At 65.9% G+C, this 17263-nt stretch carries 28 protein-coding genes; 27 read left to right on the top strand and 1 reads right to left on the bottom strand.

The window, feature by feature from the left end; translation table 11 throughout:
* Window positions 1-110: 110 nt before the first annotated feature.
* Window positions 111-1307, top strand: a complete 1197-nt coding sequence (tuf, locus tag HMPREF0321_RS09740; RefSeq protein WP_006946303.1) for an elongation factor Tu — start codon at window positions 111-113, stop codon at window positions 1305-1307.
* 98 nt (window positions 1308-1405) lie between these two features.
* Here tuf and HMPREF0321_RS14950 read toward each other — a convergent pair whose 3' ends face one another.
* Window positions 1406-2260 carry a hypothetical protein gene (locus HMPREF0321_RS14950; RefSeq protein ID WP_139023619.1) on the bottom strand — a complete coding sequence of 285 codons (855 nt, stop codon included), beginning with the start codon at window positions 2258-2260 and terminating at the stop codon, window positions 1406-1408.
* A gap of 208 nt (window positions 2261-2468) precedes the next feature.
* On the opposite strand from HMPREF0321_RS14950, the gene HMPREF0321_RS09730 reads away from it, so the two are divergent.
* The 26 genes from HMPREF0321_RS09730 to infA all read left to right on the top strand — a co-directional run bounded on the left by HMPREF0321_RS09730 (window position 2469) and on the right by infA (window position 17262).
* The gene (locus HMPREF0321_RS09730; protein ID WP_006946274.1) at window positions 2469-3737 is read left to right on the top strand and encodes an aminotransferase; all 1269 of its coding nucleotides are present in this window, start codon (window positions 2469-2471) and stop codon (window positions 3735-3737) included.
* A gap of 337 nt (window positions 3738-4074) precedes the next feature.
* Complete coding sequence (gene rpsJ / locus HMPREF0321_RS09725) at window positions 4075-4383, top strand: 30S ribosomal protein S10 (RefSeq protein WP_006946210.1); 309 nt, start codon at window positions 4075-4077, stop codon at window positions 4381-4383.
* 15 nt (window positions 4384-4398) lie between these two features.
* Window positions 4399-5055 (top strand): 50S ribosomal protein L3, encoded by a 657-nt coding sequence (gene rplC / locus HMPREF0321_RS09720; protein ID WP_038567101.1) that lies wholly within the window; start codon window positions 4399-4401, stop codon window positions 5053-5055.
* Between the two features lie 2 nt (window positions 5056-5057).
* Window positions 5058-5702, top strand: coding sequence for a 50S ribosomal protein L4 (gene rplD, locus HMPREF0321_RS09715; protein WP_006946139.1), 645 nt, complete (start codon window positions 5058-5060; stop codon window positions 5700-5702).
* Complete coding sequence (gene rplW, locus HMPREF0321_RS09710; protein WP_006946188.1) at window positions 5699-5998, top strand: 50S ribosomal protein L23; 300 nt, start codon at window positions 5699-5701, stop codon at window positions 5996-5998. Before rplD ends, rplW begins: the two co-directional genes overlap by 4 nt.
* Window positions 5999-6049: 51 nt before the next feature.
* Window positions 6050-6886 carry a 50S ribosomal protein L2 gene (gene rplB, locus HMPREF0321_RS09705; RefSeq protein WP_006946059.1) on the top strand — a complete coding sequence of 279 codons (837 nt, stop codon included), beginning with the start codon at window positions 6050-6052 and terminating at the stop codon, window positions 6884-6886.
* 15 nt (window positions 6887-6901) lie between these two features.
* Complete coding sequence (gene rpsS, locus HMPREF0321_RS09700) at window positions 6902-7183, top strand: 30S ribosomal protein S19 (RefSeq protein ID WP_006946113.1); 282 nt, start codon at window positions 6902-6904, stop codon at window positions 7181-7183.
* A gap of 46 nt (window positions 7184-7229) precedes the next feature.
* Entirely contained in the window at window positions 7230-7598 is a 369-nt protein-coding gene (gene rplV, locus HMPREF0321_RS09695) for a 50S ribosomal protein L22 (RefSeq protein ID WP_006946292.1), read from the top strand.
* Complete coding sequence (gene rpsC / locus HMPREF0321_RS09690) at window positions 7598-8425, top strand: 30S ribosomal protein S3 (RefSeq protein WP_006946142.1); 828 nt, start codon at window positions 7598-7600, stop codon at window positions 8423-8425. The genes rplV and rpsC overlap by 1 nt, the downstream gene beginning before the upstream one ends.
* Window positions 8425-8844, top strand: coding sequence for a 50S ribosomal protein L16 (gene rplP / locus HMPREF0321_RS09685; RefSeq protein WP_006946267.1), 420 nt, complete (start codon window positions 8425-8427; stop codon window positions 8842-8844). The genes rpsC and rplP overlap by 1 nt, the downstream gene beginning before the upstream one ends.
* The gene (rpmC, locus tag HMPREF0321_RS09680; protein WP_006946167.1) at window positions 8844-9080 is read left to right on the top strand and encodes a 50S ribosomal protein L29; all 237 of its coding nucleotides are present in this window, start codon (window positions 8844-8846) and stop codon (window positions 9078-9080) included. Before rplP ends, rpmC begins: the two co-directional genes overlap by 1 nt.
* Window positions 9081-9082: 2 nt before the next feature.
* Window positions 9083-9373, top strand: a complete 291-nt coding sequence (gene rpsQ, locus HMPREF0321_RS09675) for a 30S ribosomal protein S17 (protein WP_038567110.1) — start codon at window positions 9083-9085, stop codon at window positions 9371-9373.
* A gap of 188 nt (window positions 9374-9561) precedes the next feature.
* Window positions 9562-9930 carry a 50S ribosomal protein L14 gene (gene rplN / locus HMPREF0321_RS09670; protein ID WP_006946197.1) on the top strand — a complete coding sequence of 123 codons (369 nt, stop codon included), beginning with the start codon at window positions 9562-9564 and terminating at the stop codon, window positions 9928-9930.
* A gap of 3 nt (window positions 9931-9933) precedes the next feature.
* A complete protein-coding gene (rplX, locus tag HMPREF0321_RS09665; protein WP_006946282.1) occupies window positions 9934-10296 on the top strand; it encodes a 50S ribosomal protein L24 in 363 nt (120 codons plus the stop codon).
* Window positions 10296-10859, top strand: coding sequence for a 50S ribosomal protein L5 (gene rplE, locus HMPREF0321_RS09660; protein WP_006946222.1), 564 nt, complete (start codon window positions 10296-10298; stop codon window positions 10857-10859). The genes rplX and rplE overlap by 1 nt, the downstream gene beginning before the upstream one ends.
* A 2-nt stretch (window positions 10860-10861) precedes the next feature.
* Window positions 10862-11047, top strand: a complete 186-nt coding sequence (locus HMPREF0321_RS09655) for a type Z 30S ribosomal protein S14 (protein WP_006946078.1) — start codon at window positions 10862-10864, stop codon at window positions 11045-11047.
* Between the two features lie 91 nt (window positions 11048-11138).
* Window positions 11139-11537, top strand: a complete 399-nt coding sequence (gene rpsH, locus HMPREF0321_RS09650; protein WP_006946236.1) for a 30S ribosomal protein S8 — start codon at window positions 11139-11141, stop codon at window positions 11535-11537.
* 23 nt (window positions 11538-11560) lie between these two features.
* Window positions 11561-12100 (top strand): 50S ribosomal protein L6, encoded by a 540-nt coding sequence (gene rplF / locus HMPREF0321_RS09645; protein ID WP_006946061.1) that lies wholly within the window; start codon window positions 11561-11563, stop codon window positions 12098-12100.
* A 3-nt stretch (window positions 12101-12103) separates the two neighbouring features.
* A complete protein-coding gene (gene rplR / locus HMPREF0321_RS09640) occupies window positions 12104-12478 on the top strand; it encodes a 50S ribosomal protein L18 (protein ID WP_006946162.1) in 375 nt (124 codons plus the stop codon).
* A 37-nt stretch (window positions 12479-12515) separates the two neighbouring features.
* A complete protein-coding gene (gene rpsE / locus HMPREF0321_RS09635) occupies window positions 12516-13163 on the top strand; it encodes a 30S ribosomal protein S5 (RefSeq protein WP_006946277.1) in 648 nt (215 codons plus the stop codon).
* Window positions 13163-13345: a 50S ribosomal protein L30 gene (gene rpmD, locus HMPREF0321_RS09630; protein ID WP_038567114.1), complete on the top strand. Its 183-nt coding sequence runs from the start codon at window positions 13163-13165 to the stop codon at window positions 13343-13345. The genes rpsE and rpmD overlap by 1 nt, the downstream gene beginning before the upstream one ends.
* A 2-nt stretch (window positions 13346-13347) precedes the next feature.
* On the top strand, window positions 13348-13812 hold the full coding sequence (gene rplO / locus HMPREF0321_RS09625) for a 50S ribosomal protein L15 (RefSeq protein WP_006946289.1): 465 nt from the start codon (window positions 13348-13350) through the stop codon (window positions 13810-13812).
* Between the two features lie 197 nt (window positions 13813-14009).
* Window positions 14010-15323, top strand: coding sequence for a preprotein translocase subunit SecY (gene secY, locus HMPREF0321_RS09620; protein WP_006946158.1), 1314 nt, complete (start codon window positions 14010-14012; stop codon window positions 15321-15323).
* Window positions 15323-15901, top strand: a complete 579-nt coding sequence (locus HMPREF0321_RS09615) for an adenylate kinase (protein ID WP_006946273.1) — start codon at window positions 15323-15325, stop codon at window positions 15899-15901. Before secY ends, HMPREF0321_RS09615 begins: the two co-directional genes overlap by 1 nt.
* A complete protein-coding gene (locus tag HMPREF0321_RS09610; protein WP_006946128.1) occupies window positions 15901-16824 on the top strand; it encodes a M24 family metallopeptidase in 924 nt (307 codons plus the stop codon). Before HMPREF0321_RS09615 ends, HMPREF0321_RS09610 begins: the two co-directional genes overlap by 1 nt.
* A gap of 216 nt (window positions 16825-17040) precedes the next feature.
* Window positions 17041-17262 carry a translation initiation factor IF-1 gene (infA, locus tag HMPREF0321_RS09605; protein WP_006946284.1) on the top strand — a complete coding sequence of 74 codons (222 nt, stop codon included), beginning with the start codon at window positions 17041-17043 and terminating at the stop codon, window positions 17260-17262.
* The last annotated feature ends 1 nt before the right edge of the window (window position 17263 follow it).

Below are 17263 nucleotides of genomic sequence, written 5' to 3'. Positions count from 1 at the left end.
CATCCCCGTCGATTGACCCGTACACCACCTGTAACCAACAGACGCGTCCCGGCGCCTTCACCCGAAGGCGACACAGCGTTTGACCAACACAAGTCCTGAGGAGGACCCAAGTGGCGAAGGCAAAGTTCGAGCGGAACAAGCCGCACGTCAACATCGGCACCATTGGTCACATCGACCACGGCAAGACGACGCTGACGGCAGCAATCTCCAAGGTTCTGCACGACAAGTACCCCGAGCTCAACCCCTTCACGCCGTTCGACGAGATCGACAAGGCGCCCGAGGAGAAGCAGCGCGGCATCACCATCTCGATCGCGCACATCGAGTACCAGACGGAGCAGCGTCACTACGCTCACGTCGACTGCCCCGGTCACGCTGACTACGTGAAGAACATGATCACGGGTGCGGCGCAGATGGACGGCGCCATCCTCGTCGTCGCCGCGACCGACGGTCCGATGCCGCAGACGAAGGAGCACGTCCTCCTGGCTCGCCAGGTCGGCGTTCCCTACATCGTCGTCGCGCTGAACAAGGCTGACATGGTCGACGACGAAGAGATCATGGAGCTCGTCGAGATGGAGGTCCGCGAACTGCTGTCCTCCTACGACTTCCCGGGTGACGACCTGCCCGTCGTCCAGGTCTCGGCGCTCAAGGCGCTCGAGGGCGACGCCGAGTGGGGCGACAAGCTCATGAACCTCATGAACGCTGTCGACGAGTCGATCCCGGAGCCGGAGCGCGACATCGACAAGCCTTTCCTCATGCCCGTCGAGGACGTCTTCACGATCACCGGTCGTGGCACCGTCGTCACCGGTCGCATCGAGCGCGGTGTCCTGAACGTCAACGAGGACGTCGAGATCGTCGGTATCCACGAGGGTCCGGCTGCCAAGACGACCGTCACGGGCATCGAGATGTTCCGCAAGCTGCTCGACGAGGGTCGCGCGGGTGAGAACGTCGGTCTGCTCCTTCGCGGCATCAAGCGCGAGGACGTCGAGCGTGGCCAGGTCGTCGTGAAGCCGGGTTCGATCACCCCGCACACGGACTTCGAGGCTCAGGTCTACATCCTGTCGAAGGACGAAGGTGGCCGTCACACGCCGTTCTACGACAACTACCGTCCGCAGTTCTACTTCCGTACGACGGACGTCACGGGTGTCGTGCACCTGCCCGAGGGCACCGAGATGGTCATGCCCGGCGACAACACCGACATGACGGTGGAGCTCATCCAGCCCATCGCCATGGAGGAAGGCCTCAAGTTCGCCATCCGTGAGGGTGGTCGTACGGTCGGCGCCGGTCGCGTCACCAAGATCATCAAGTGATCTCGCTCCCGTGAGGGAGTGACATCATCGAAGAAGGGCCCGGGCACCGTGAGGTGCTCGGGCCCTCCTGCGTTCCCGATGGTGCGCTGCGACGGGTGTCAAGCACCACTGCCGCTCTGGCCGACGAAGCACTGCGTGGGGTGCCAGTGGCTTGGGGCGGCGCCGAGATCGAGGGTGAAGGTACCGCTCTTCGCGCCACCGTCGTCGGCCATGCCGTTGCCGACGACGACACGTCCGCTCGCGCGCTCGTAGCACACCGCGTTGAAGCCATAGACCTGCGACTCGGGGCCGGCCGCATATTTGCCGGTGATGCGGGGTCGAAAACCTTCGTACCCGTCCGGAATGACCTTGACATCGGAAACCGCGATGTCGTCTGCGTGCGGGTTGGGCTCCACCTTGGTGATGCGCATGCGCACCTTGACGCTGCCGGCGGGCGCCTTGCTCAGGCCGTTGTCGACCTTGGTCATCTGGCGGCCCTTGCCCACGTTGATGGAGCTCTCAGCCGTCGCGAGCACCTTGTTGTCGCCGTCCAGCATCTCGTACTGGATCGTGGCGACGCCGGGGCCGGTACCATCGATCTTCCAGACGCTGTACAGCTTCGCGTACTGGGAACTCGGTTCGGATTTGTATCCGCCCGCCATGACGACGCTCGCGTTCGTCATCACGGAGCCCGCGGGCGGCGTCACCTTCTCGGGTGCCTCGGGACGGGCGCCGGTGGGGCCGGCGGCCGCAGCGTCACTGCCGGCGGAGGCGGACGGCGGTGCCGAAGAGGGTGAAGTCTCGGCGGCACTCGACGACGACGATGTGGGGGAGGACTCCGTTGCCGTGGACGCAGACGACGTCGGGGACGAGGCCGAGCCCTTGGTGGTCGCGGCCTGCTCGTCCTGACATGCCGTGAGGGACAGCGCGGCGGCGAACGTCAGGGCCGCTGCTGCCATGCGGGGGGTCTTCATCGTGCTCTCCTCTGCCTCGGGTCCGTTCGTGGTCTCGAACGCGTTCATGGCTGTGACGGCACCGGCGACCGAGCGGTTCCGTGGCCCTCATGAGCGGGCCGTTCGACGAAGCCCGCGATGTGGACCACCAGAGCGCGCCGGCCCCGTGGGGGACGCGCCCGCCGTGAAAGGATGGTGACAAGACCGACCGCAGCACCTAGGAGACATCGTGTCACTCGCCGACCTCACCCGCGCCGAGCGTGATGAGCTGTTGAAGCGCGTCCAGGCCGACTACGAACAGTTACGTGCGCGCGGGCTGAGTCTCGATCTCACGCGCGGCAAGCCGTCGTCAGCGCAGCTCGACCTGTCGAACGCGCTACTGTCGTTGCCCGAGGGGACGAAGGATGCGTCAGGGGTCGACGTCCGCAACTACGGGGGGTTGCCCGGTCTCGTGGAGATCCGAAGCATCTTCGCCGACCTGCTCGGGGTCGACGTCGATCAGATCGTTGCGGGCAACAACTCGAGCCTGACGATGATGCACGACGTTCTCGTCTATCACCTGCTGCGAGGCGGCCTCGGCTCGCCGCGCCCGTGGTCACAGGAGGGAAGCGTCAAGTTCCTCGCACCCGTGCCCGGGTACGACCGCCACTTCGGGCTGCTCGAGAGCCTCGGCATCGAGATGATCAACGTGCCGATGCGTGAGGACGGGCCCGACGCGGACGAGTGCGCCCGCCTCGTCGCGCACGACCCGAGCATCAAGGGCATGTGGATCGTGCCGACATACGCCAACCCCACCGGCGCGATCTGCTCGCAGGAGGTCGCGGCGAAGCTGGCGGCGATGCCGGCCGCCGCGCCTGATTTCCGCATTTTTTGGGACAACGCGTACGCCGTGCACCATCTCAGCATGAACGAGGCGAAGTCGGCCGACATCGTGAGCCTGGCCCAGGCGTCGGGCCATCCCGATCGCCCGATCATGTTCGCCTCCACGTCGAAGATCACCTTCGCCGGTGCCGGCGTCGCGTTCCTGGCCGGCTCGCGCGAGACGGTCGGCTGGTACTTGGCGAACCTCGGGCACGGCTCCATCGGCCCGGACAAGGTGAACCAGTTGGCCCACGCGCAGTTCTTCGGCGACGCAGAGGGGGTGCGCGAGCACATGCGCAAGCACGCCGCCATCATGGCGCCCAAGTTCGCTGCCGTCGACGCAGCCCTCAGCGAGCGGCTGGGTGAGTACGGGGTCGCACGCTGGAACAAGCCGGAGGGCGGCTACTTCGTCAACCTCGACGTCGTGCCCGGCACCGCGAGCCGCGTCGTCGAACTCGCCAAGGAGGCGGGCATCGCCCTGACACCGGCAGGCGCCTCGTTCCCGTACGGCAAGGACCCGTTGGACGAGAACATCCGGCTCGCGCCCAGCCTGCCGCCCCTGGCCGAGGTCGAGGAGGCCATGGCGGGCGTGGCCCTGTGCGTCCTCATCGCGGCGCTCGAGCACGCGCGGGATTGAGACGCCGCGACCGCCGCACTATGCCCTCGCCATCAGCGCCCCCGACGCCCCGATTTGGAGGCGGCGGGGGCGATCTGGCACTATGGACAAGTTGCTTGACGCGTGGTGAAGGTCCGTACCTGCACTGCCGCCTCTGAAACGCACTTGTTCGCACTTCCCTCACGAAGTGCACACGTTCTCATGGAACGGCGTGCGTCCAGGGAAGCGCAAGCACCGGCTGAAAAGCCTCCAGATCTTCCTGCCGGAAGATCGCGCCCGGAGGGCGCGCGACACGCCCGAGCGCGTGGGTGGGGGAGCCGGACACGAACATGATCGGCGAGAAGAGAGACTCACGCGAATGGCGGGACAGAAGATCCGCATCCGACTGAAGTCGTATGACCACGAGGTCATCGACAGCTCGGCGCGCAAGATTGTCGACACGGTGACCCGTGCAGGCGCAACGGTCGTTGGACCGGTGCCGCTGCCGACGGAGAAGAACGTCTTCTGCGTCATCCGGTCGCCGCACAAGTACAAGGACAGCCGCGAGCACTTCGAGATGCGTACGCACAAGCGCCTCATCGACATCGTTGACCCGACGCCGAAGGCGGTGGACTCGCTCATGCGACTCGACCTCCCGGCCGACGTCAACATCGAGATCAAGCTGTAAGCGAGGGTTTGACTCATGACTGCAACCACTGAGCGCCCCGTGAAGGGCCTCCTCGGCGAGAAGCTCGGCATGACCCAGGTCTGGGACGCCGACAACCGCCTCATCCCCGTCACCGTCGTCGCCGTCGGCCCGTGCGTCGTCACGCAGCTGCGCAGCGAAGGCGTCGACGGCTACAACGCGGTTCAGATCGGCTACGGCCAGATCGACCCGCGCAAGGTCACGAAGCCGCTGACCGGCCACTTCGAGAAGGCCGGCGTCACGCCGCGCCGCCACCTGGCCGAACTGCGCACCTCCGACGCCGGCGAGTACTCGCTCGGCCAGGAGCTGACGGCAGAGGCTTTCGAGGCCGGCCAGAAGGTCGACGTCGTCGGCCGCACCAAGGGCAAGGGTTTCGCCGGTGTCATGAAGCGTCACGGCTTCGCCGGTGTCTCGGCCTCGCACGGTGCGCACCGCAACCACCGCAAGCCGGGTTCGATCGGTGGCTGCGCCACCCCGGGTCGAGTCTTCAAGGGCATGCGCATGGCCGGTCGCATGGGTGGCGTTCGCCAGACGACCCAGAACCTCCAGATCCACGCCGTGGACGCTGAGAAGGGCCTGCTGCTCATCAAGGGTGCCGTTCCCGGCCCCGCGGGCGCTGTCGTTCTCGTGCGCACGGCCATCAAGGGAGCCTGAGCATGACTACCGTTGACATCCTGAGCCCCGAGGGCAAGACGTCCGGTTCTGTCGAACTGCCGGCCGACATCTTCGATGTCGCCACCAACGTCCCGCTGATCCACCAGGTCGTGGTGGCGCAGCTGGCCGCAGCTCGTCAGGGCACGCACAAGACCAAGACCCGCGGCGAGGTCCGTGGTGGTGGGCGCAAGCCGTACCGCCAGAAGGGCACCGGTCGCGCCCGTCAGGGTTCGACCCGCGCGCCGCAGTTCGCCGGCGGTGGCACCGTCCACGGCCCGCAGCCGCGCGACTACAGCCAGCGCACGCCCAAGAAGATGAAGGCCGCCGCCCTGCGCGGAGCCCTCTCGGACCGCGCCCGTTTCGAGCGCATCCACGTTCTCGAGTCCGTCGTCGCCGGTGAGGCGCCGTCGACGAAGGCTGCCGCGAAGTTCCTCGGCACGCTCTCGGACCGCAAGAACCTCCTCGTCGTCATCGACCGCATGGACTCGGTCTCCGAGCTCAGCGTTCGCAACCTGCCGAACGTCCACGTGCTCTGGAGCGACCAGCTCAACACGTACGACGTGCTGTGCGCCGACGACATCGCGTTCACGAAGGCTGCGTTCGACGCATTCGTCGCCGGCGGCCAGAAGTCGGAGGACACCAAGTGAGCACCCTGAACAAGGACCCCCGCGACGTCATCATCCAGCCCGTCGTCTCGGAGAAGTCCTACGCACTCCTCGACGAGGGCAAGTACACGTTCATCGTGGACCCGCGTGCGAACAAGACGGAGATCAAGATCGCCATCGAGCAGATCTTCGACGTCAAGGTCGCGTCGGTGCACACGCTGAACCGCAAGGGCAAGACGCGCCGTACACGTTTCGGCATGGGCAAGCGCAAGGACACCAAGCGCGCCATCGTCTCGCTCACGGAAGGCAACATCGACATCTTCGGTCAGGCCTCCTGACCCTCGATGACGATCGCCGAATCAATCCAAGACTGAGGACGACTTAGACCCATGGCTATTCGCAAGTACAAGCCCACGACCCCCGGTCGTCGTGGCTCGAGTGTGGCCGACTTCGTCGAGATCACTCGCTCCACGCCCGAGAAGTCGCTGGTGCGCCCCCTGACCAAGACCGGTGGCCGCAACGCCTCCGGACGTATCACGACCCGTCACATCGGTGGTGGCCACAAGCGCGCCTACCGTGTGATCGACTTCCGCCGCGCGGACAAGGACGGCATCCCGGCCAAGGTCGCTCACATCGAGTACGACCCCAACCGCACCGCCCGCATCGCGCTGCTGCACTACGCCGACGGCGAGAAGCGCTACATCATCGCGCCGAACAAGCTGAAGCAGGGCGACCGCATCGAGAACGGTCCCGAGGCCGACATCAAGCCCGGCAACAACCTGCCGATGCGTAACATCCCCGTCGGTACCGTCATCCACTGTGTCGAGCTGCGCCCCGGTGGCGGCGCGAAGATCGCCCGTTCCGCGGGTGTTCGCGTCCAGCTCGTCGCGAAGGACGGCCCCTACGCCCAGCTGCGCATGCCCTCCGGTGAGATCCGCAACGTCGACGTCCGCTGCCGCGCGACGATCGGTGAGGTGGGCAACGCCGAGCAGAGCAACATCAACTGGGGCAAGGCCGGCCGCATGCGCTGGAAGGGCAAGCGCCCGACCGTCCGTGGTGTCGCGATGAACCCGGTGGACCACCCGCACGGTGGTGGTGAGGGCAAGACCTCCGGTGGTCGTAACCCGGTGAGCCCGTGGGGCCAGAAGGAAGGCCGCACCCGCCGCCCGAACAAGGACAGCGACAAGCTCATCGTGCGTCGCCGTCGTACTGGCAAGAAGCGCTGATAGGAGCCTTTCGAAATGCCTCGTAGCCTCAAGAAGGGCCCCTTCGTCGACGAGCACCTCGCGAAGAAGGTCGATGCCCAGAACGAAGCCGGCACGCAGAGCGTCATCAAGACGTGGTCGCGCCGCTCGATGATCACCCCGGACATGCTCGGCCACACCCTGGCCGTCCACGACGGTCGCAAGCACGTTCCGGTCTTCGTGACCGAGAGCATGGTCGGCCACAAGTTGGGTGAGTTCGCTCCCACTCGTACCTTCAAGGGTCACGAGAAGGACGACAAGAAGGGTCGCCGTCGCTGACGCGGCGGGGTAACCCAACATGACGAACGAAAGTAAAGGGACAGCGATGGAAGCCAAGGCGCAGGCGCGGCACGTCCGCGTGACGCCGATGAAGGCCCGCCGCGTCGTGGACATGATCCGTGGCAAGCAGGCCGCTGACGCGATCGCTCTGCTGCAGTTTGCTCCGCAGACTGCCAGCGAGCCCGTTCTCAAGACGCTCAACAGCGCCATTGCGAACGCGCGTTTCACGGCGGACAAGAACTCCGCACCCTTCGACGAGAACGCACTGGTCGTCACGACCGCGTTCGTCGACGAAGGTCCGACCATGAAGCGATTCCGCCCGCGTGCCCAGGGCCGCGCGAGCCGCATCCTCAAGCGCACGAGCCACATCACCATCGTTGTGGGCGAGCGCGACTCGAAGGGAGGTAACCGCTGATGGGTCAGAAGATCAACCCGAACGGTTTCCGCCTCGGCATCACGACCGAGCACAAGAGCCGCTGGTTCGCCGACTCGACGAAGCCGGGCCAGCGCTACAGCGACTACGTCAAGGAAGACGTCGCGATCCGCAAGCTCCTGTCCGAGGGCATGGAGCGCGCCGGTATCGCACGCGTCGACATCGAGCGCACGCGTGACCGTGTTCGCGTCGACATCCACACGGCGCGTCCGGGCATCGTCATCGGCCGCCGCGGCGCCGAGGCCGACCGCCTCCGCTCGCGCCTGGAGAAGCTCACGGGCAAGCAGGTTCAGCTGAACATCCTCGAGGTCAAGAACCCCGAGGCCGACGCTCAGCTCGTCGCGCAGGGCATCGCCGAGCAGCTCTCGGCGCGCGTGTCCTTCCGTCGTGCGATGCGCAAGGGCATCATGTCCGCGCAGCGCGCCGGCGCCAAGGGCATCCGTGTCCAGTGCTCCGGTCGTCTCGGCGGCGCCGAGATGTCGCGCTCGGAGTTCTACCGCGAAGGTCGTGTGCCGCTGCACACGCTGCGCGCCAACATCGACTACGGCTTCTACGAGGCGCGTACGACGTTCGGCCGCATCGGTGTCAAGGTCTGGATCTACAAGGGCGACCTGACGGCCAAGGAGCTCGCTCGTGAGCAGGCCGCCGCCCCGCAGCGTCCGGCCCGTGGCCGCCGCAACGACGGCCCGCGCGGCGACCGTGGTGAGCGCGGGCGCGGTCGTGGCCAGCGCGCCGAGCAGACCGCTGTCACCAGCGAGACGACGACCGAGGTCACCGAGCCCGCCAAGACTGAGGGAGGCGAAGCCTGATGCTCATTCCCCGTCGAGTGAAGCACCGCAAGCAGCACCACCCGAAGCGCAGCGGCACCGCCAAGGGCGGCACGCAGGTCACGTTCGGTGACTACGGCATCCAGGCTCTCGAGCCGGCTTACGTCACGAACCGTCAGATCGAGTCCGCTCGTATCGCGATGACCCGCTACATGAAGCGTGGCGGAAAGGTGTGGATCAACATCTACCCGGACCGTCCGCTGACGAAGAAGCCCGCCGAGACCCGCATGGGTTCCGGTAAGGGTTCGCCGGAGTGGTGGGTCGCCAACGTCAAGCCGGGCCGCGTCATGTTCGAGGTCAACGGTGTGTCCGAAGAGGTTGCGCGCGAGGCCATGCGTCTCGCGATGCACAAGCTGCCGATGAAGTGCCGCTTCGTCGCGCGTGAAGGTGGTGACATCTGATGGCCAAGGGTTCGGAAGACCTGCAGCCGAAGGCACTGCGCGAGATGACGGACGAGGTGCTGACGCAGAAGCTCGCAGAGGCGAAGAAGGAACTCTTCAACCTGCGCTTCCAGTCGGCCACCGGCCAGCTCGAGAGCTCGGCCCGTCTGCGTTCCGTTCGCACGGACATCGCGCGCATCTACACGGAGATGCGTGAGCGCGAGCTCAACATCGGCCGTGATGAGAAGGTTGGCTGACCATGACTGACAAGCAGGAGACCGCTGTGACCGAGCAGGCAGAGCGCAACTACCGCAAGACGCGTCAGGGTTACGTCGTCAGCGACAAGATGGACAAGACCGTCGTCGTCGAGGTCGAGGACCGCGTCAAGCACGCCCTGTACGGCAAGGTCATGCGCCGCAGCAGCAAGGTGAAGGCCCACGACGAGAACAACAGCGCCGGCATCGGCGACCGCGTTCTCATCATGGAGACCCGCCCGCTCTCGGCAACGAAGCGTTGGCGCGTCGTCGAGATCCTCGAGCGCGCCAAGTAAGCCGCGAGGCACGCGCGTAGCCGGGAAGTCCACGCCCGTCATCGGTGGGGCGGCGATCTCGTCGTCGCCCCACCGGCGCGGGGGACTCTCCCGGTTTTCGCGTGCGCCGATCGGTGTGAGACCATTAAACGTTCCGCAAGGCTCGCTCAGATCGGGCGAGAACCAGTGAGACGACAGGAGTAGAAACTGTGATTCAGCAGGAGTCGCGACTTCGTGTCGCCGACAACACCGGTGCCAAGGAGATCCTGTGCATCCGCGTGCTCGGCGGTTCTGGCCGCCGGTACGCCGGCATCGGTGACACCATCGTGGCCACCGTCAAGGACGCCATCCCCGGTGGCAATGTCAAGAAGGGTGACGTCGTCAAGGCCGTCATCGTTCGCACCAAGAAGGAGCGCCGTCGTGCAGACGGCTCCTACATCCGCTTCGACGAGAACGCGGCAGTCATCCTCAAGGGTGACGGCGACCCGCGTGGTACGCGCATCTTCGGCCCCGTCGGCCGTGAACTGCGCGACAAGAAGTTCATGAAGATCATTTCGCTTGCCCCGGAGGTGCTCTGAACCATGGTGGCCAAGATGAAGATCAAGAAGAACGACCTCGTCCAGGTCATCAGCGGCCGTTCCGAGAAGAATGGCGGCGACAAGGGCAAGCAGGGCAAGGTCATCGCCGTGTTCCCGGAGACGCAGCGCGTCCTCGTCGAGGGCATCAACCGCGTCACGAAGCACGTCAAGGCCGGTCAGCCCGGTGCCGGCACTGGCGGCCTCACGGTCGTCGAGGCGCCGATCCACGTCTCGAACGTGGCCCTCGTCGACCCGGAGACGAACAAGCCCACCCGTGTGCGCACCCGCGTCGAGCAGGTCGAGCGCGACGGCAAGACCAAGACCGTGCGTACCCGCGTGTCCGTGCGTTCCGGTAAGGACCTGTGATGTCTGAGACCACAAAGACCACCCCGCGTCTGAAGACGCGCTACCAGGACGAGATCAAGGGCCAGCTGCAGGGCGAGTTCAACTTCGCCAACGCGATGCAGGTTCCGGGTGTCGTCAAGGTCGTCGTCAACATGGGTGTCGGCGACGCCGCGAAGGACAGCAAGCTGATCGAGGGCGCCATCCGCGACCTCGAGGCCATCACCGGCCAGAAGCCGGCTGTCACCAAGGCACGCAAGTCGATCGCCCAGTTCAAGCTGCGTGAGGGCATGCCGATCGGCGCGCACGTCACGCTGCGCGGCGACCGCATGTGGGAGTTCCTCGACCGCCTCGTTTCGGTTGCGCTGCCGCGTATCCGCGACTTCCGCGGCCTGTCGCCGAAGCAGTTCGACGGCAACGGCAACTACACGTTCGGTCTGAACGAGCAGTCGATGTTTCACGAGATCGACCAGGACAAGATCGACCGCGTCCGCGGCATGGACATCACCGTCGTGACAACCGCCGCGAACGACGACGAAGGCCGCGCCCTGCTGCGCGCCCTCGGATTCCCGTTCAAGGAGAAGTGACGATGGCGAAGACCGCACTGATCAACAAGGCGAACGCCAAGCCGAAGTTCAAGGTTCGTGGCTACACGCGCTGCCAGCGCTGCGGCCGCCCGCACTCGGTCTACCGCAAGTTCGGCCTGTGCCGCATCTGCTTGCGCGAGATGGCACACGCCGGCGAACTGCCGGGCGTGACCAAGTCCAGCTGGTAAGAACCCACCACTTTCATTAGTTCGTTCTACACCGTAGGTCGACCCAACACACGCGGGTTGAAACCCCGGTGAGGAAGGGCGGAGAAGCCCAATGACCATGACCGACCCGATCGCGGACATGTTGACGCGAGTCCGGAACGCCAACTCGGCGCACCACGACTCGACGTCCATGCCGTTCTCGAAGCTGAAGTCCCACATCGCTGAGATTCTCGAACGCGAGGGTTACATCGCCGGCTGGACCGTCGAAGAAGCCCGCGTCGGCCAGACGCTCACGATCAACCTGAAGTACGGCCCGAACCGTGAGCGCTCCATCGCCGGAGTGCGCCGCGTCTCGAAGCCCGGCCTTCGCGTCTACGCCAAGTCCACCAACCTCCCCAAGGTTCTCGGTGGCCTCGGCATTGCCATTCTTTCCACGTCCTCCGGTCTGCTCACCGACAAGCAGGCGGCGGCCAAGGGTGTTGGCGGGGAAGTCCTCGCCTACGTCTGGTAATCAGGAATTAGGAGGAGAAACAGATGTCACGTATTGGACGTCTCCCGGTTCCTGTCCCGTCCGGTGTCGAGGTGACCATCGACGGCCAGGACGTCACGGTTAAGGGCCCCAAGGGCAGCCTTGACCTGACGGTTCCCGCGCCGATCACCGTCGCCAAGGGCGAGGACGGATCCGTCGAGGTGACGCGACCCAACGACGAGCGCGACGCTCGCGCCCGTCACGGACTGACGCGGAGCCTGATCAACAACATGGTCGTCGGTGTCACCGACGGCTACACCAAGAAGCTCGAGATCCACGGCACGGGTTACCGCGTCACGGCGAAGGGCAGCGACCTCGAGTTCGCGCTCGGCTACTCGCACCCGATCCTCGTGAAGGCCCCCGAGGGCATCACGTTCGTCGTCGAGAACCCGACCCGCTTCTCGGTCTCCGGTATCGACAAGCAGCTCGTCGGTGAGGTCTCGGCCAACATCCGCAAGCTGCGCAAGCCCGACCCGTACAAGGCGAAGGGTGTCCGCTACGAAGGCGAGCACATCCGCCGCAAGGTCGGAAAGGCTGGTAAGTAAGCCATGGCAAAGATCGTCAAGCGTTCGACGAGCAAGTCCGCAGCTCGCGGCCGTCGTCACCTGCGCCTGCGCAAGAAGGTCACGGGGACCGCGGTTCGCCCGCGCCTGGTCGTCTCGCGTTCCAGCCGTCACGTCTTCGTCCAGGTCGTCGACGACACGGTCGGCAAGACCGTCGCGTCCGCGTCCACCATGGAAGCCGACCTGCGCACGTTCGAGGGTGACAAGTCCGCCAAGGCCCGCAAGGTCGGCGAACTCGTGGCCGAGCGTGCGAAGGCCCAGGGCATCGAGGCAGTCGTGTTCGACCGTGGCGGCAACCGCTACGCCGGCCGCGTCGCCGCGATCGCCGACGGCGCCCGCGAAGGTGGCCTGAGCCTGTGATGACCAACCAGAACAACGCCGAGAAGAGGAATGTCTGATGGCTGGACCCCAGCGTCGAGGCGCCGGTACCGCCCAGACGGGCGGCGAGCGCGACAACAACCAGCGTGACAACCGCCGCGATGGCGGTCGTCGTGACGGCGGCCGCGGCCGCGGTCGCGAGGAAGAGCGCAACCAGTACGTCGAGAACGTCGTCACCATCAACCGTGTCGCCAAGGTCGTCAAGGGTGGTCGTCGCTTCAGCTTCACCGCCCTCGTCGTCGTCGGTGACGGTGACGGCACCGTCGGTGTCGGCTACGGCAAGGCCAAGGAAGTTCCCGCGGCCATCGCCAAGGGTGTCGAGGAGGCGAAGAAGAACTTCTTCCGCGTCCCCCGCATCCAGGGCACGATCCCGCACCCCGTTCAGGGTGAGGCTGCGGCGGGCGTCGTCCTGCTGAAGCCGGCATCGCCCGGCACCGGTGTCATCGCCGGTGGTCCGGTACGCGCCGTCCTCGAGTGCGCGGGCATCCACGACGTGCTGTCGAAGTCCCTGGGCTCCGACAACTCGATCAACATCGTCCACGCGACGGTCGCGGCCCTCAAGGGTCTCGAGCGTCCGGAGGCCGTGGCCGCTCGCCGTGGCCTGCCGATCGACGACGTCGTCCCCGCTGCGATGCAGCACGCGATGGCCGAGAAGGCAGGTGCGTGATGGCTCAGCTCAAGGTGACCCAGATCCGTTCCGAGATCGGTGGCAAGCCGCAGCACCGTGAGACCCTGCGTTCGCTGGGCCTCAAGCGCATCGGCCACACGGTCGTCAAGGAGGACCGCCCCGAGTTTCGGGGCATGGTCCGCGCGGTCGCGCACCTCGTGACCGTCGAGGAGGTTGACTGAAAATGCCTGACACCAAGGCCAACGGGTCGGCCCTGAAGATCCACAACCTGCGTCCCGCCCCGGGTGCCAAGACCGCGAAGACCCGTGTGGGTCGCGGTGAGGGCTCCAAGGGCAAGACCGCGGGTCGTGGTACCAAGGGTACGAAGGCTCGCTACCAGGTTCCCGCTCGCTTCGAGGGTGGTCAGACGCCGCTGCACATGCGTCTGCCCAAGCTCCGCGGCTTCAAGAACCCGTTCAAGGTCGAGTACCAGGTCGTGAACCTGGACAAGATCTCCACCTTGTTCCCCGAGGGCGGCGACGTCGACGTCGCGGCGCTCGTGGAGAAGGGTGCCGTCCGCAAGGGCCAGCCCGTCAAGGTGCTCGGCACTGGCGACATCACCGTCAAGGTGAACGTCACGGCGCAGAAGTTCTCGGCCACGGCCAAGGACAAGATCGAGGCCGCAGGCGGTTCCGTCACCGCTGAGTGACGCGTCTGAGACAGGACCCCGCCGGGGTGCCACGATGTGGTGCTCCCGGCGGGGTTCTTTCGTCGTCGGGACGCGGGGGAGGGTATCGTCTATTCGTTGATGGTGGTCGCCCGCGTCGGGTGCGACGCCGTCGTCGGGGCCACCCGGCAAGCCCTTTACGTATTCAGCCGTGACGCGTCACGGCTCAGGAGGTTTTTGTGCTGACCAGTTTTGGACGCGCCTTCCGGACGCCCGAACTGCGCAACAAGATCCTGTTCACGCTGGCCATCATGGCGTTGTTCCGGCTCGGTTCGCACATTCCGACGCCGGGGATCAGCTTCGATCTCGTGGCCAAGTGTCAGGCCGCGGCCGGTGGTTCGAACAGCCTCCTCGGGCTCGCGAACCTGTTCTCAGGTGGCGCGCTGCTCCAGCTGTCGATCTTCGCGCTCGGCATCATGCCCTACATCACCGCGTCGATCATCATTCAGTTGTTGACGGTCGTCATCCCGCGTTTCGAGACACTCAAGAAGGAGGGCCAGAGCGGGCAGGCGAAGATGACGCAGTACACCCGCTATCTCGCGATCGCGCTAGCGCTCCTGCAGAGTTCGACGCTCATCACCGCCGCTCGTAGCCCGTGGACGATTCTCGGTGGTAGCCCGACCACGTGTTCGACGATCATGACGGACGACTCGATCCCGACCGTCCTGCTCATGATTCTGACCCTGACGGCCGGCACCGGCCTCATCATGTGGCTCGGTGAGCAGGTGACGGAACGGGGTATCGGCAACGGTATGTCGCTGCTCATCCTGACCGCCGTTGCCGCTCGCGTGCCCCAGAGTCTGTGGGCGATCCACAACCAGGGCTGGGGGCGTTTCATCGCCGTGGTCATCATGTGCTTGGCCGTGACGACCGCCGTCGTTTTCGTGGAGAACAGCCAGCGACGCATCCCCGTCCAATACGCGAAGCGCATGGTCGGACGTCGCTCCTACGGCGGGACGACGACGTACATCCCGCTGAAGGTCAACATGGCCAACGTCATCCCGATCATCTTCGCGACGTCCTTGCTCTCCCTGCCCGTCATGGTTTCGCAGTTCGCGGCGAACAAGACGAATCCGCCCGGTTGGGCGCAGTGGATCAACACCTACCTGGCGCGCGGCGACCACCCCGTCTACATGGCGATCTACACGGTCCTGATCCTGTTCTTCACGTTCTTCTACGTGTCGATCACCTACCAGCCCGACGAGGTGGCGGACAACCTCAAGCAGGCCGGCAGCTTCATTCCGGGCGTTCGCGCCGGCTCCGCGACGGCCAAGTACCTCAACTACGTCCTGACGCGCATCACCACCGTCGGCGCCATCTACATCGCGTTCCTCGCGCTGCTACCCCTGATCGCGCTGGCGCTCTTCGACGCGAACCAGAACGTTCCGTTCGGTGGCGCGTCCATCCTCATCCTCGTCGGCGTGGGTCTGGAGACCGTCAAGCAGGTCGACTCCAAGCTGCAACAGCACAACTACGAAGGGTTCTTGCGGTAATGCGACTCATCATTCTCGGACCCCCCGGGGCAGGCAAGGGAACGCAGGCGGAGCGTCTGGCCGAAAGTCGGGGCATCCCGCACATCTCGACCGGCGATATCTTCCGCACCAACATCAAGAACGAGACCGAGCTGGGTCTCAAGGTCAAGGACATCTTGGCCTCCGGCGGTTACGTCACGGACGAGATCACGAACGAGATCGTCAAGAACCGTCTCGACGAGGCGGACGCCGCGAACGGCTTCCTGCTCGACGGATACCCGCGCACCGCGGGCCAGGTCGTCGCGCTCGAGGAGATGCTCGCGGCGAAGGGCCAGGCCCTCGACGCGGCCCTGGAACTCACCGTCGATGGCGAGGAGCTCGTGCAGCGCCTGCTCAAGCGCGCCGAGACGTCGGGCCGTGCGGACGACACCGAAGAGGTCATCCGCGAGCGTCAGGAGCTCTACGTGCGCGAGACGGCGCCGCTGGCCGCCGCCTACACCGAGCGTGGCCTCCTCGTCCAGGTCGACGGCATGGGTTCGATCGATGAGGTCGAGGCGCGCATCAACGCCGCCCTCGACGAGGTGGCGGCGAAGAACTGATGTTCGGACGCACCCGACTGGATTTCAAGTCGAGTGACGACATCCGCGCGATGCGCCGGGCCGGTCTCGTGACCGGCTCGGCGCTTCGCGCGTCGGCACTCGGAACGCGCGCGGGCATGACGACGAAGGACGTCGACGCCATCGCCCACGCCCACATGCTCGAACGCGGTGCGACGCCGTCGTTCCTCGGGTACCACGGCTTTCCTGCCACGTTGTGCATCTCGGTCAACGACGAGGTGGTCCATGGCATCCCGGGGGAGCGTGTGCTCCACGACGGTGATGTCGTGTCGCTCGACTGCGGTGCGATCGTCGACGGGTGGCACGGCGATTCGGCGCTGACGTTCGTCGTCGGGGCCGACGAGTCGTCGCCGGTGGGCGCGACCCGCGTGGCGGCGCGGCATGCGGGTGAGGGGGCGCAGTTCGGCGTCGAGGATGTCGTCGCGACAGGCGAGGGGGATCCCGTTGCAGCGCTCGTGCTCAGCACCGAGCTGTCGATGTGGCACGGCATCACCTCGGTGATCCCAGGCCACCGACTCAATGACGTCGGCACGTCGGTCGAGGACTGCCTGCGCATTCACCTCGGCGCGCTGGCTGACTTCGAGATCGTGGACGGGTACACGGGGCACGGCATCGGGCGCGAGCTGCACCAGGAGCCGACGGTCTACAACGAAGAGGTGCCAGAGCGGCTGCCCAAGGTGAAGCCCGGTCTCGTCGTCGCCGTTGAGCCGATGGTCACACTCGGCACGTACGAGACGCACGAGCTCGCCGACGGTTGGACCGTCAAGACCGACGACGGCTCCCTCGCCGCGCACTTCGAGCACACCGTGGCGGTGACGGAGCGGGGCCTGTGGGTGCTGACGGCGCAGGACGGCGGACGTTCGCGTCTCGAGCCGCTCGGGTTGTACGGCGGCCTCGACGACTGAGGGCCCACGTGGACGCGGCGCCGTCGAGGTCGCCGTCGCTCGAGCCCCTCTCATCGGACTGGAGGTGGGTCGACGCGATTTGGGGAAGCCGTGCGCGTCTCGTAGACTGAGGGACGGTCTGTCGTGGTAGGTGACGCCCAGCGTCACGCGGTGCGACGGGCCGGCCAACAGATTCCGCCCATCCGGGGCGGTTTCGTGAAGCGAAATGCGGAGGCTATGGCCAAGAAGGACGGTGTCATCGAGATCGAGGGCACGATCGTCGAGGCTCTCCCGAACGCGATGTTCCGGGTCGAGCTCACGAACGGTCACAAGGTTCTCGCTCACATCTCGGGCAAGATGCGTCAGCACTACATCCGGATCCTCCCCGAGGACCGGGTCGTCGTCGAGCTCTCGCCCTATGACCTGACCCGCGGCCGTATCGTCTTCCGTTACCGCTGAT

This window comes from Dermacoccus sp. Ellin185 (genome assembly GCF_000152185.1).
Taxonomy (GTDB): domain Bacteria; phylum Actinomycetota; class Actinomycetes; order Actinomycetales; family Dermatophilaceae; genus Dermacoccus; species Dermacoccus nishinomiyaensis.
Note: the sequence above shows the minus strand (reverse complement) of the source record. Positions and strands in the feature narration are given on the sequence as shown.

Coding starts and splice junctions, on each gene's coding strand:
- rpsH (WP_006946236.1), top strand. CDS start 11,139: ATGACCATGACCGACCCGATCGCGGACATGTTGACGCGAGTCCGGAAC.
- rpsC (WP_006946142.1), top strand. CDS start 7,598: ATGGGTCAGAAGATCAACCCGAACGGTTTCCGCCTCGGCATCACGACC.
- rplB (WP_006946059.1), top strand. CDS start 6,050: ATGGCTATTCGCAAGTACAAGCCCACGACCCCCGGTCGTCGTGGCTCG.
- rpsQ (WP_038567110.1), top strand. CDS start 9,083: ATGACTGACAAGCAGGAGACCGCTGTGACCGAGCAGGCAGAGCGCAAC.
- HMPREF0321_RS09615 (WP_006946273.1), top strand. CDS start 15,323: ATGCGACTCATCATTCTCGGACCCCCCGGGGCAGGCAAGGGAACGCAG.
- HMPREF0321_RS14950 (WP_139023619.1), bottom strand. CDS start 2,260: ATGAAGACCCCCCGCATGGCAGCAGCGGCCCTGACGTTCGCCGCCGCG.
- rplE (WP_006946222.1), top strand. CDS start 10,296: ATGTCTGAGACCACAAAGACCACCCCGCGTCTGAAGACGCGCTACCAG.
- rpsE (WP_006946277.1), top strand. CDS start 12,516: ATGGCTGGACCCCAGCGTCGAGGCGCCGGTACCGCCCAGACGGGCGGC.
- rplR (WP_006946162.1), top strand. CDS start 12,104: ATGGCAAAGATCGTCAAGCGTTCGACGAGCAAGTCCGCAGCTCGCGGC.
- rpsJ (WP_006946210.1), top strand. CDS start 4,075: ATGGCGGGACAGAAGATCCGCATCCGACTGAAGTCGTATGACCACGAG.
- rpmD (WP_038567114.1), top strand. CDS start 13,163: ATGGCTCAGCTCAAGGTGACCCAGATCCGTTCCGAGATCGGTGGCAAG.
- rpsS (WP_006946113.1), top strand. CDS start 6,902: ATGCCTCGTAGCCTCAAGAAGGGCCCCTTCGTCGACGAGCACCTCGCG.
- infA (WP_006946284.1), top strand. CDS start 17,041: ATGGCCAAGAAGGACGGTGTCATCGAGATCGAGGGCACGATCGTCGAG.
- rplO (WP_006946289.1), top strand. CDS start 13,348: ATGCCTGACACCAAGGCCAACGGGTCGGCCCTGAAGATCCACAACCTG.
- rplD (WP_006946139.1), top strand. CDS start 5,058: ATGACTACCGTTGACATCCTGAGCCCCGAGGGCAAGACGTCCGGTTCT.
- rplV (WP_006946292.1), top strand. CDS start 7,230: ATGGAAGCCAAGGCGCAGGCGCGGCACGTCCGCGTGACGCCGATGAAG.
- rplX (WP_006946282.1), top strand. CDS start 9,934: ATGGTGGCCAAGATGAAGATCAAGAAGAACGACCTCGTCCAGGTCATC.
- HMPREF0321_RS09655 (WP_006946078.1), top strand. CDS start 10,862: ATGGCGAAGACCGCACTGATCAACAAGGCGAACGCCAAGCCGAAGTTC.
- HMPREF0321_RS09610 (WP_006946128.1), top strand. CDS start 15,901: ATGTTCGGACGCACCCGACTGGATTTCAAGTCGAGTGACGACATCCGC.
- rplP (WP_006946267.1), top strand. CDS start 8,425: ATGCTCATTCCCCGTCGAGTGAAGCACCGCAAGCAGCACCACCCGAAG.
- rplF (WP_006946061.1), top strand. CDS start 11,561: ATGTCACGTATTGGACGTCTCCCGGTTCCTGTCCCGTCCGGTGTCGAG.
- rplC (WP_038567101.1), top strand. CDS start 4,399: ATGACTGCAACCACTGAGCGCCCCGTGAAGGGCCTCCTCGGCGAGAAG.
- rpmC (WP_006946167.1), top strand. CDS start 8,844: ATGGCCAAGGGTTCGGAAGACCTGCAGCCGAAGGCACTGCGCGAGATG.